Below are 12,011 nucleotides of genomic sequence, written 5' to 3' on the forward strand. Positions count from 1 at the left end.
TGCCTCCCTTTCCTGCTGACCTTCCGTGTTATGCGGCCCGTGCTAGGCGGCGGCTGGCGAGACGGCTTGCCGGCCGGCCGCGTCCCACATCAGCCGGGGGTCGAAGGTCTCCGCCGCGAACATGGTCAGGATCACCACGCCGCAGAAGGCGACCGCCCCGATGCCGGGCTCGATCGTGACCACCGAGCCGAACTTCACCAGAGCGCCGAGCAGGGCCTCCATGAAGATGTCGATCATCGACCAGCGGCCGATCCAGCGCACGACGTGGTAGAGCCGCGTCCGGTCGCGCAGCCAGCCGGACCGGCCGGTCTGCGTCGAGACCAGCATGACGGACAGCCCAACGAGCTTCAGCATGGGGACGGCGACGCTGGCGAAGAAGACGAGCGCCGCCAGCGGATACATGCGGGACGCGACCAGCTCCTCCACGCCGCCCAGGATCGTGCTGGGCGCCCCGGCGCCGAGTTGCATCACGGTCAGGACCGGGAAGTAGTTGGCCGGGATGTAGAGCGCCGCCGCCGCGATCACCAGGGCCCAGGTGCGGGCCACGCTGTCCGGCTTGCGCGGGTGCAGGGCGGAGCCGCACCGGGGGCAGCGGTGCCGCGCGCCGCCCTCCGCAGGGCCATCCACGCCGCTGACCAGCCCGCAGACCTCGCATCCCGCGTTTTCGACGGTTCGGCGGCCCGGCAGCGCGGAACTCCCTCGGGCGTCGCGGCGCCGGTCCAGCCGATCCCAGATCGCCTCGCGGTCCAGGGCGCTGTCGGCCCAGATGAGAACCACGGTCAGGGCGAGCAGCGCGTACACCCCGACGTCGAGCGTGATCTTCACGAGGTCGCCGAGCTTCACGTAGGCGACAAACACCCCGAAGACGAAGACCTCGATCATCGACCAGGGGCCGAGCCGCTCGACCAGCGCGAAGACGCGGCAGAGATGGCGCGGCGGGGCGGCCTCGCGCAGCCGCAGCAGCACGTAGAGCGTGCCGAGCAGCTTGAACAGCGGGGCCACCACGGTAACGAACAGCACCGCCACCGCGAGTTCGGCCATGTCCCGGCGCACCAGTTCGGCCGGACCGGAGAAGAGGCGTGCGCTGAGCGAAATGCCCGCCTTCTGCACCGTCATCAGCGTCGTGCTGCACATGATGACCAGCAGGACCAGCGCGGTGAGGTTCAGCGCGACGCTGTGATCGATCGGGTGGCGCGTGGCCCGCTCCAGGGTGGTGGAGCAGCGCGGGCACTGGGCGGTCATGCCCGGCGCCAAGACGGGAACCGCCTGGAACAGCCCGCAGCCCGGGCATTCGCGCAGCCGCTCCGCGGTATGGGGCTGGTTCCTCATGGCCTCCCCGCGATCCCGGTGACGGATGCCGCAGCCGGCCCCGAACCGAGCCCCGCGCCCAGCATCGATGCGAGACCATCGGCCAGCTGCCCGACCGCCGTGCTGGTGGCCGCGACCTGGCCGGCAACGCCCGGCTTCGGCGGCGGAACCGCGATCCGGAAGCTGCGCAGGGTGGGCTCCGCCCGCTTCCGGCCGGTCACGCTCGCCTGGGCCTGGAGGACGAGGGTGCCGGACGCGTCCTCGTCGAGGCGCTGGACGTCCACCTCGATGGTCGCGTCGGGATTGGCGGAGACGGTGCCGGCCTCGCTGACGACCACCGATCGGGACAGGCGCTGTCTCAGCTCATCCGCCAGCACGCGGCCCAGCATCTCGCCCAGCGGCTCACCCCACCAGTCGTTCTCCATCACCTCCAGCCGGTAGTTCTCGGACGAGCGAACGATCTGCGGCCGCTCCAGGTAGCGGGCGATCCCCACCTGACGAAGCAGGACGACCTTGGGTCCGGCGGCGCCCGATGCGGAAGCGCCCGAAACGGACGTGTTCGCCACCGGCGGACCGGGCACAGGCGCTCCGGATACGGGCGCTCCAGATACCGGCGCTCCAGATACGGGCGCTATGGTGTACAGGTTGGGCGTCGGGGACGAGCAGGCGGCGAGAAGGACCGCGAAGGCCGCCATGGCCAGCCGGTATAATCGCAACGGGCGGGTCACTCCACACCTCCGGCGGGACGGCCTTTGATCAGGGCTTCGGGGTGGCGCGTCAGCATATCCGAAAGCGTGCGGATGGAGCGCACCGCTTCGTTGAGCTGCGCCAGCAGGCGGTCGAGGTCGCGGTTGAAGCGCGTGTTGTCGCCGTAGCTGTTGTCGAGCGACACGATCAGCCGGTTGGCGTTGCCGAGCGCCTTCTGCAACGCCGCCGAGGTGCCCGACAACTCCTTCAAGGTGGGCGCCACGCCGTTGTCCAGGTGCTCAAGGAGGCTGTTCGCGCTCGCGACGGCGGCCGACAGCTCCGCCACGGTCTGCCGCAACTGGGGATCGCCGGCCAGATCGTTCACCTTTCCCAGGATGCCGTCGAGGTTGTCGCCGATCTGCTTGAAGGGAATGGCGTTCACCTTGTCGAGCAGCGCCGCCGCGGAGGCCTGCAGGTCGCTCAGGTTGCCGCTTTCGGTGGTGGGCAGCACGAAATCGCTTCCCTCCTTGGTGACGGAGACGGGTGGCGCGTCGGCGACGAAGTCGAGCGCCACCATCTGCTGCCCGGTGATCAGGTTCGCGCTCTGCAACGTCGCGCGCAGGCCCCGCCTCACCAGCAGATCCGCCGCTTCCTCCGTCGTGCTGAAGACGGCCTTCCCGCCCACCCCGAGGATGCGCTCGGGTTCGATCTCATAGCGGACCGGCGCCACGACGCTGTCGTTGGCGCGATCGGGCGCGAGCCGGACGTCGGTCACATGACCGACCACGAGGCCGTGCATCGTCACCTCCGATCCCGGGCCGAGGCCGCGGACGGAGCCCGGGAAGTAGGACAGGACGGGAATCTTGCGGCTGTAGGAGGCGGCGTTCGCGGTGTCGCGATCGGGGAACAGCGGAAAGACGTGGTTTTCGGGGCTGACCTCCGCCTGGCGATGCTCGTCGGGGGTGTCGAAGGCGATCCCGCCGAGCAGAAGCGCGCGCACGGACTCCAGTTGCAGATCGACGCCGGCCCCGCCGAGCTTCAGCGACACGCCCGACGCGTTCCAGAAGCGCGTCTCGTCACGGACATAGGCGTCGAAGGGCGTGCGCACGAAGACGCGGATGGTGGCGCTCTCGGCCATCTCCGCAATGTCCCAGCCCAGCACCTCGCCCACCTCCAGATCCCGGAAGAACACCGGCGAGCCCAGCGAAATGGACCCGAGCCGCTTGGCCTTCAGCTGGAAGGTGCGGCCCGGAACGTTCGCTTCGAGGACCGGCGGGTCTTCCTGGCCGACGAACTCCCGCTGCGCCTTGCCTTCGGCCTGGGCCTCGGACTGGGGTGGGCGCATGCCGACGTAGGAGCCGGAGAGCAGCGTCTCCAGACCGGAAACGCTGCCGGCGAACAGCCGCGGCTTGACGACCCAGAACACGGTCTGATCGGTCAGCAGCGGCTCGGCTTCGCGGGTCGTCGCGATGGTGACCAGGACGCGGGCGCGGTCGGGAGTCAGTGTCAGGCCCTGCACCGTTCCGAACACGATGTCCTTGTAGCGAAGCTGCGACTGGCCGGCTTGGAGTCCTTCGGCGCTGGCAAAGGTGATCGTGATGGTAGGGCCCTGCTTCGACAGCGTGTGCCAGACGAGCCAGCCGCCGACGAGGACCGCGGCCAACGGAATCAACCAGATGGCGGAGATCCTCCGCGACCGCCGGGTCACGGCGCGCGCGGTCACCGGCCGCTCGGCGACCTTATCCATGGCTACGTCATCCATGGCACCGCCGCCTTGCCCCCGTGAGGGGCCGTGATACCGTATCGGCCGGACGGAGCGACCCGGAATCGGCCTCGGTGTCGAGGATGATGACGCGGTGCGTATTGGAAGGCCGGCGTGGCGGACGGCTCATGCGAAGGCTCCTCGGGCAACCCGCCCACGCTGGCAAGCCGCTGAAAACAGGCCATCAAGACGGTGCGGGAATCCTCGACGGCATGCCGCGCATGCCGCCGTCGAATGCGGTTTGAATCCTTGTCGTGTCGTCAACGTCGCTCTTATGCAGAATATTCTTGATGCACAAACGGCTGGATTCAAGCGGGATACGGTATGTAACCGTACCACTCTTGACGACGATCCGCTCCTTGCGATGACATGGGGCGATGACATGGTATGTACATCTCAAGAGCGCGGCGCCGCGCAGACACCAACCAAATCTCCCTGGAGCGCCTGAAAGCACCGGATGCCACTTTGCTTCCTTTGGTTTCTCTTGCTTTGTTTATCCTCAATCTGAAGCCGAATAAGAGGAATTCCGATGATCCCGTGCGCGACAAAGCCCGGCATGGCGGAAACCATGGGTATCGGCGGGCATCTGGCGACCGCTGCGGCGCGCATGGGCAAGGACGTGGCAGACGGAATCGCGCGGTATTGCGCGCCGCAACGGTGGAAATGAAACCGGGCTTTCTTGATCCGTCTTGCTCAAACAGGAGGTGGCATGGCTCAATTATTTATGGCCGGCAGGGAGAATTTATACAATTTATCTCTCTGCCGTTTCTTGTTTTCTCTTGGGCTTCTGGTGGCGATGATCGCGCTTCCCGTCCGGTCCTTGCACGCACAGCACACCGACTACATCCTCGGGAGTGCGGGATTGCTGTCTGCGCAGCAGCCACCGCCCGGAATTTATTACCAGAACCAGCCGTCCTATTACTGGGCGAGCAAGTCCGACACGGGCCCGTTCGGCCGCCTGGACACCCAATCGAACCTCGACCTGTTCGTCGATCTGAACACGATCGGCTGGACCACGCCGTGGACGCTGTTCGGCGCCCATTACGGCATGCAGATCACCGTTCCGTTGGTGAACACCAACGGAAGCCTGGACACACGGACGCAGTTCCCGAATCCGGCGGTGCAGCAGAGGCTTGGCGTCAGCCGCAGCGACACCAGCGATCGGTTCGGATTCTCGTCGATCTACGTCGAGCCGATCAACTTCGGTTGGCATGAGCCGCGCTACGACGCGTTCGTCAGCTTCGGCTTTTTTGCGCCCGCCGGAGACTATGACCCGAAACGAGCGGTCAACACCGGCCTCGGCCGGTGGGCCGAAATGTTTTCCGTCGGCGGCATCGCCTATTTCGACGATGAACGGAAATGGTCGCTGTCGACGATGGCCCGCTACCTGATCCACCAGAAGCAGCAGGGCATCGACGCCACGGTCGGGGATGATGTCATCCTGGAATGGGGGCTGGCCCGCAGCTTCCAAACCTCCATCGGGCAGGTCGATGTCGGCGTCGACGGCTACGCCTACTGGCAGGTCACCAACACGACGGGGTCGGCCGTCCCGTCCCGGTTCCAGAGCCGGCGCGGCAGCACCTACGCGCTCGGTCCGGAGATCGCGGCGACCACCAAATTCGGGCGTTACTTCCTGCGCTTCTTTTCCGAATTCGGCGGATCGAACACGCCGCAGGGCAACCAGATCATGCTCGGCGCGTTCCTTCTGTTCTGACCGGAAAAAAGGGCGGGCCGACGCCCCCGCGCCGCCCGCCCTTCCGGCCGTTTCCTTACCCCGTCAAGCCCCATCAGGGCGGAAGGGCGCGCCCGCCCCGGGAGTCGGCGGCGAAACAGGACGGTGAGCCGATCTGGCAAACGACGACATACACCGCCTTCTTGTCGCAGCCGGAAACGCCGACGGTGTATTCCGCGCGCTCCAACCCACGCCACATGGCTGGCTGGAGCAGGTTGCGCGACAAGATGGAGCCGGTCGCCTGCGGGCATCCCATTTCGAATTGCGCCCGTCGCAGCGCCGTCTGCGTGGCCATCGCTTCGTCGTCGTTCAGAACCTCGTTCTGGCTCTGACAACCGGCCGCCACGATGGCCGCCGCGGCGGTGAACACCATGCCCAGTCTGCCCATATCCGTCCTCCCGTCCGTTCGTTCAGGGCCGCTCAATAGGGCGCCGGCACGGCGCGGTAATACAGGCCGTTGGCGCCGTAAAAAGGCATGAACCAGGTGCCGCCGCACTGGTAATAGCTTTGGCCGGCGTTGGTACGGTACGCGCAGCCGCCGGGCAGGCTTGGATAGACGTCGCCGATCACATAGACGGGCGCCGCCGCGCGCGCCGCGTTGGCGGCGGCCATGTTGGCATTGGCTGCGGCGGCATTGGCGGATGCGGCGCTGGCCGTCGCAGCTCCGACGGCCGTGCCCACGGCGAGACCGCCGGCCGCCCCGGCCGCCGCCGCGGCGCCGGTGTTCCAGCCGCCGCAATTGTAGCAGCCGCCGCCGTAATAGCTGTTCACGACGGTTGGCGGGTGATAGGCGCCGTAATAGCCGCCGGCGTAATGGCCGTAACCGCCGTACGCCGTGTTGCCGTAGGCACCGGTCGCGTGCCAGGCTCCTTCACCGCCCGCCGCGGTGCCGCCATGGGCCCCCGTGGCGTGCCAGGAGCCCTCTCCTCCCGACGCCGTCCCGCCATAGGCGCCGGTCGCGTGCCAGGAGCCTTCGCCGCCCGATGCGGTGCCGCCACGGGCGCCGGTGGCGCTCCACGCCCCTTCGCCGCCGGAGGCCTCGCCACCGCGCGCCCCCTCCGCATGCCAACTCCCCCCACCGCCCGAGACGTGTCCGCCCCAGGCGCCGGCGTGCCCCCACGCGGCGGCCGGCTGCGCCGAGCCCATGAGAATCACAAGGCCGGACAGGCTGGTGATGATCCTGTTCATGATGCTTGCCTCCTCCTCAGCGTTGCCCGGCTTGTTGCTCGGGCGCCTTGGCCTCGGGGTGGGAGAACGCGATGCGCGATGCGGTTGCCGCCGTCGCCGAGGTGAAGGCGTCGGCGGGAACGGGGGCGTCGAGACGCCAGTCCGAGAACATGGCGGCGTGCCGGAAACCGCCTGGATCGTTGAAGAAGGTCGCCCGCATCATGCGGGGCAGCTTGTCGTCGGCGCCGATCCAGATCTGCGCCTGCATGGTGTCGCTGGCGATGGCGACGATGTCGGTGGTGGTGTCGCCGACGACACCCGATTGCCCGACCACGAAGGCCAGCTTCAGGTCGCCTTCGACGTCCTTGTATGGGTCCGCCACGATGAAGTCGGTGAAGGGGAAATAGATCCCGGCGCTTTCGTAGGCGGCCCGCAGCATCCCGTCGATTGTCGGCGGAGCCTCGGCCACCGCGGCGAGTTGCTCGTTGGGGGCGTAGGCCGTCATGGTCTTGCCGTCGTAGTAGAACTCCGACGGCGGGCCGTCCCCCGGCGTCACGACCCGCAGCTTGTCCGGGCGCTGCACCGTCACGTCGGACCGCGTCATGTAGAGCAGCGGATGGCCGGTCCGTGCCGGGCTTTCGTAGGCAGCCACCATGGTGAAGGACAGGGTCTTCGCGGCGGCAAGCCGCTCGCTCATCGCCTTCAGCAACTCCACCGCGCGCGGTTCCAGCGTCCGCTGAAGCCCGAGATCGGGCGCCGCGGACCCCGGCCGGCCCTCCGGAGCGGCCGAACCGGGCTGTGCGGTACCGGTCTGTGCGGATGGCGGCTGGGACGGCTGCGCCGGCGCGGCGCGTCCGGCACTCAGGACGAGGAACGCCGAAACCGCCGCGACGATGGCCGCGGAGGCTGCGTTCCGGCAACGTGAGTGATCTGGCGAATGCATGGCCGCTCCATCATCCAAGCGGGTAAGCGGGTTTCCGGTGTCGCGGCTGTCCCGTTCGATCACGGCACCACGGCACACCCGGGTGCGGGTCGATCAGCTCTCCACCCTCGTGACGGGCGGAATGGTCCAGGTGCCGTCGAGGATCGACGGGTCGTGCTCGTTCGGCCAGTAGATCCGCATCATCAGACAGAACTTGCCGGACGGTGCCGGCAGCCAATTCGACTCCATCTCCGGCCCAGGGAAATCCTTCTGGATGTAGAGAACCACCGACCCGTCGGCGTTCCGTTTCAAGTTCTGCCGTTCGCTGATCGAATAGCGGTTGATCGGGTTGGCGACGAAGAAGAAGTCGGCGTCGTACATGGTGAGCGACCAGAAACCCTGCGCTGGGGGCATCTGGCCTGGAGCAAAGCGGATGACATACTTGTTCGCACCGTCATAGTCGTCATCGCTGGCGTCCTTGAGCGACGTCGGGTACACGGCGTCCTGAGGAAGGTTGGCGCCAAGGCCGATGGCCGTGACGAGCGCCCTCATCAGGTAGTCGGTGCCGTAGGTTCCCGTCTTCGTCGTATAGCTCCAGCCATTGATGCGCTTCATCTCATCGTTGATTTTGAACTGGAGCATGATCCGGTCGTACGCGATGGGCGGAATGCGCCCGACGAAGTCGGCGTTGAGCTTGCTGGCATCGAAATCCTGGCCCGGCACCAAGCCGATCCTGGCAAACCGTGCGAGTGCGGGCGCGTCCGCCGGAGCGGGCGGGTTGGTCTTCATCAGCTGCGCGAGTAGCGTGAAGTAGGCGATGGCGTCCAACCGGTTCACCTGGTTGCGCACGGCCGTCTTCATGTCGATGGACGGATCAACCCTGCCCGGTGGCGGCGTGTACGGCTTTCCATAAGCGCTCAAAGGGTACAGCTTGACCTGGTCCTGCAGGGCGTGCACCTCGGCATAGTCCTCGGGCGTGCCGGTGCAATAGATGCGGCCCAGCAGCCAGACCATGTTGGTGGGCGACTTGTACTCCGTGACGCCGGGCGGCAGCGTGCCTTTCCACTCCGGCCCGGTGATCGCGTAGGTCTGCGCGCCGGTTCCCGTCGTGCGCTTGCCCGGAGACTGGAACACGGTGGTCCACCCGTCCAGGAGTGGCATGAGGAAATAGCGGTCCTTCATGTCGGGGATGCTGAGCACCCACGGCTCGCTTCCGACGTCGAAGAACGCGACCGTGTAGAGGGTGTCCGCGTTCGGCGCCGTGACGTCGCGGAACGAGGCATTTGGATACTGGCGCAGCTTGATCAGCTGGCCCATCGGCGCACGGCCGCCTTCCGGAGCCGCGACGTTGGTCACGACCCGGCGGGTCATTTCCATGGTCACCAGCGGGTATCCGAAAATATAGGCGTCCGTGGCAAGCCAGAAGTCTTCCAAGCCCTCGATCGGACTCATCAAGGCTTCGCCGAAATGTGCAAGGGCCGCTGAATTCAAGGACGTCCCGGCCAGCAGGCCCAATCCGCCGACAGTGACGGCACGGCGCGTGATGGTCATGGCTCTGTCTCCCGGGGGGCTGCGTTGGAGGCGGTGTAAGCGGGTCATGCCCGGCGCGCCTTCCTCCAGGCGAAATCGACGTGCTGATGTCTGGGAGGGAGGCGCGCCGGACGAACAGCCTAACCGAACAGGCCCTTCTTCGCGGGCTGGACCGACACGGCGAGCGCTTCGCTGATCACCGCCGTGATCGTGTCGCCGACCTTCAGCATGGGCAGCTTCGCCTGCCGCTCGGGATTGGTCACGTTCATGGTGAAGACTTCCCCACCCTCCGGATTGACGAGGTCCACGCTGTGCGCGCCGAGGTCGATCCCGACCACCAGCCCGCTGACCCGCGTCACCTTCATCGTGATGCCGCCCGGCGCGTCGACCGGCCGCGCCAGCGCCTGCTGGATCTCGTCTTCGGGCGCCGTAGCCCCGGGTTGGGACACCACAAAAGCCACGGAGCGGTAATATTGCGCGTCGACGATGTCCCCGACCTTCAGCATCTCCAGGCGGATGTTCGGCCCGGCGGTCACCGTGACGGGCGCGCCCGACCGGCCGGTGAGCGTCACCTTCCGGGTGGCGGGATCGAGCGCGGTGATTTTGGCGTGGATCGTGACCGCCTCGCTTTCCGGTACGGCGTTGGTCAGGACGGGCCTGCCTTGCGCCGCCGCCTGCGGCACGACCGCCGGCAACAGGAGCACACCGCCGATCAGCGCAACCGCTGCAGCGGTAGCCTTCGGGGAGACAGCCGGGAAGACGGCGCGACGGGTCATGATTTCCTCCTGATTTGTCCTGGGCTGACTTGTCCTGGGGGGCTGATTTGTCCTGGGGCAATCCCGCCGTACGGACGATGCCGTACGGACAAGAACGCAGGATGACGTCTCCGCGCGGCGGCTGTCGGACCACGGACGGCAACCGCCGCCCGACAAGTTTGCGGAAAGAAAACGTGAGAGAAGCGGCGTCTGCGGAGGGTTTCCGTTTAGTCCGGGCAGGCCGTGCCGGAAAGGACTCTACGGTAACATCCCGTCCCCCGGCGCCCACGATCTGCTGCGGGGCAAGCGCTCAAAAAGCTGATTTTTAGAAGTGATGCTGCATGATTAAGGCGTTGTGTTGATTTGCAAAACTCGAAAATGCAATGTTCTTTGCGCCAATCGTCATTGCGCTGATAGGCGCAATATCGGTTATACGAAGTCATGAGGCAATTAATTACTTCAGTGTTCCCTCAAAACTTTGCGCCTATACTGCATATTTTTGACGACTGCACTTCTGAAATTCTGGATACGGTAACAAGATACGGTAACAGCGCCGGAACACGCGCCGCAGTGCGGTGGACAGCGCAGCGCAGCGTGAAGCGTGCGAACGAGGCGACGAGCGGGGCGAAGACAACGCCCAGGTTACCGTACCAACCTTAACCGGAATATGTCTCTGCGGTAGAACCCAAGGCAAACCGTGGTCACCAGTGCAGCAGACGCAGCACGGCAGACAACACAACGGCCAGATAGACACCGTACAGAAGAGACACACCACCCTGGGCAATCCTGGGAAGGCCCTTCAGCACTCGTTCCAAATCTCTTTCTGGATAGATCACTATCCGTACGTTCAAAGAATATTGCTCTGAAAAGCGGGTATTCGTCTGAAGAAATCCCGCATCGCGTGCGTGCCGCGCCATGACGAAATCGACAGCAACGAAGCACGGTGCCGACATGAGCATTCCAGGGTCAGCCGACCGGAACGGCGTTCCGATTCGACACAGCGGGCGGCAGCAAACCTCTCGATCGCTTTTGGTCCTGTTCGGTGCCGTCGCCACCGGCGTGATCCTGGCGGGCGTGCTCGCGCTTCAGCACGCACCGGCAGACGCTTCGTCGCCGCCGTCGTCAGCGCCTCCCGGCATGATCTGGGTTCCGGCCGGCACCTTCACCATGGGAAGCGACGACCCCAAGGGACGCGACGACGAGAGCCCGGCGCACCGCGTTCGCGTGAACGGCTTCTGGATGGACGCGACCACCGTCACCAACGCCCAGTTCCGCCGCTTCGTCGAGGCGACGGGCTACGTCACCATCGCCGAGCGGAAGCCCGATTGGGAGGACCTCAAGGCGCAGCTTCCTCCGGGAACGCCGAAGCCGCCGGACGATGTGCTGGTGCCGGGGTCGGCGGTGTTCCAGCCGACCGAAGGCCCGGTGCCGCTCAGCGACTGGAGCCGCTGGTGGGCGTGGCAGCCGGGCGCCGATTGGCGCCACCCGGAGGGACCCGGCAGTTCGATCGCGGGCAAGGACGACCATCCCGTCGTGCAGGTGGCCTGGGAGGATGCCGTCGCCTACGCGCGCTGGACCGGTAAGCGGCTGCCGACCGAAGCCGAATGGGAGTACGCCGCGCGCGGCGGCCTGGACGGCACGCGCTTTATCTGGGGCAACGAGGAACGGCCGGACGGCGCCCTCATGGCCAACGTCTGGCAGGGCACCTTTCCCGCGGCGGACACCGGCGAGGACGGCTTCAAGGGCACGGCGCCGGTCGCCTCCTTCCCGCCCAACGGCTTCGGCCTGTACGACATGGCCGGCAACGTCTGGCAGTTCACCGCGGACTGGTACCGGCCCGACTCCTACCGCCGCCAAGCCAAGCAGGGTGCGGTGGCCGACAACCCGACCGGTCCGTCCGACAGCTTCGACCCGGACGAACCCTTCGCGCCCAAGCGCGTGATCCGCGGCGGGTCCTTCCTGTGCACGGAGGCCTTCTGCTTCAGCCATCGCGCGGCCGCGCGGATGAAGGTTTCTCCGGACAGCGGCCTGCCCAACGTGGGCATCCGGCTCGTCGCCACGCCCGACATGGTGGGGCCGCAGATGGTCTGGCCGCACCGGGCCGGCCCCTGAACCCCGCCACGCGCCATCAACGACGTCAGACACGAT

At 66.6% G+C, this 12,011-nt stretch carries 11 protein-coding genes; 2 read left to right on the forward strand and 9 right to left on the reverse strand.

Features of this window, described 5'->3' with window-relative positions:
• Positions 1-42: 42 nt before the first annotated feature.
• From ACSVC7_RS17795 to ACSVC7_RS17805, 3 genes are all read right to left on the reverse strand, one after another.
• Positions 43-1,329, reverse strand: coding sequence for a paraquat-inducible protein A (locus tag ACSVC7_RS17795; RefSeq protein WP_448205650.1), 1,287 nt, complete (start codon positions 1,327-1,329; stop codon positions 43-45).
• The gene (locus ACSVC7_RS17800; RefSeq protein WP_448205651.1) at positions 1,326-1,889 is read right to left on the reverse strand and encodes a PqiC family protein; all 564 of its coding nucleotides are present in this window, start codon (positions 1,887-1,889) and stop codon (positions 1,326-1,328) included. Before ACSVC7_RS17800 ends, ACSVC7_RS17795 begins: the two co-directional genes overlap by 4 nt.
• Before the next feature lie 143 nt (positions 1,890-2,032).
• Positions 2,033-3,742 (reverse strand): PqiB family protein, encoded by a 1,710-nt coding sequence (locus ACSVC7_RS17805; RefSeq protein WP_448205652.1) that lies wholly within the window; start codon positions 3,740-3,742, stop codon positions 2,033-2,035.
• A 724-nt stretch (positions 3,743-4,466) separates the two neighbouring features.
• Here ACSVC7_RS17805 and ACSVC7_RS17810 point away from each other — a divergent pair.
• Complete coding sequence (locus ACSVC7_RS17810) at positions 4,467-5,471, forward strand: SphA family protein (protein WP_448205653.1); 1,005 nt, start codon at positions 4,467-4,469, stop codon at positions 5,469-5,471.
• Positions 5,472-5,544: 73 nt separating this feature from the next.
• On the opposite strand, the gene ACSVC7_RS17815 is transcribed toward ACSVC7_RS17810, so the two are convergent.
• From ACSVC7_RS17815 to ACSVC7_RS17840, 6 genes are all read right to left on the reverse strand, one after another.
• Entirely contained in the window at positions 5,545-5,877 is a 333-nt protein-coding gene (locus tag ACSVC7_RS17815; RefSeq protein ID WP_483508480.1) for a hypothetical protein, read from the reverse strand.
• A 32-nt stretch (positions 5,878-5,909) separates the two neighbouring features.
• Positions 5,910-6,677, reverse strand: coding sequence for a hypothetical protein (locus ACSVC7_RS17820; RefSeq protein WP_448205655.1), 768 nt, complete (start codon positions 6,675-6,677; stop codon positions 5,910-5,912).
• Between the two features lie 16 nt (positions 6,678-6,693).
• A complete protein-coding gene (locus tag ACSVC7_RS17825; protein WP_448205656.1) occupies positions 6,694-7,599 on the reverse strand; it encodes a DUF2092 domain-containing protein in 906 nt (301 codons plus the stop codon).
• Positions 7,600-7,692: 93 nt separating this feature from the next.
• A complete protein-coding gene (locus ACSVC7_RS17830; RefSeq protein ID WP_448205657.1) occupies positions 7,693-9,129 on the reverse strand; it encodes a DUF1254 domain-containing protein in 1,437 nt (478 codons plus the stop codon).
• A gap of 119 nt (positions 9,130-9,248) precedes the next feature.
• Positions 9,249-9,884: a hypothetical protein gene (locus ACSVC7_RS17835; RefSeq protein WP_448205658.1), complete on the reverse strand. Its 636-nt coding sequence runs from the start codon at positions 9,882-9,884 to the stop codon at positions 9,249-9,251.
• A 680-nt stretch (positions 9,885-10,564) separates the two neighbouring features.
• On the reverse strand, positions 10,565-10,822 hold the full coding sequence (locus ACSVC7_RS17840; protein ID WP_448205659.1) for a hypothetical protein: 258 nt from the start codon (positions 10,820-10,822) through the stop codon (positions 10,565-10,567).
• Positions 10,823-10,892: 70 nt separating this feature from the next.
• Between ACSVC7_RS17840 and ACSVC7_RS17845 the strand changes: the two genes are divergently transcribed.
• Positions 10,893-11,975: a formylglycine-generating enzyme family protein gene (locus ACSVC7_RS17845; protein ID WP_483508482.1), complete on the forward strand. Its 1,083-nt coding sequence runs from the start codon at positions 10,893-10,895 to the stop codon at positions 11,973-11,975.
• The last annotated feature ends 36 nt before the right edge of the window (positions 11,976-12,011 follow it).

This window comes from Azospirillum mesophilum, assembly GCF_053470405.2.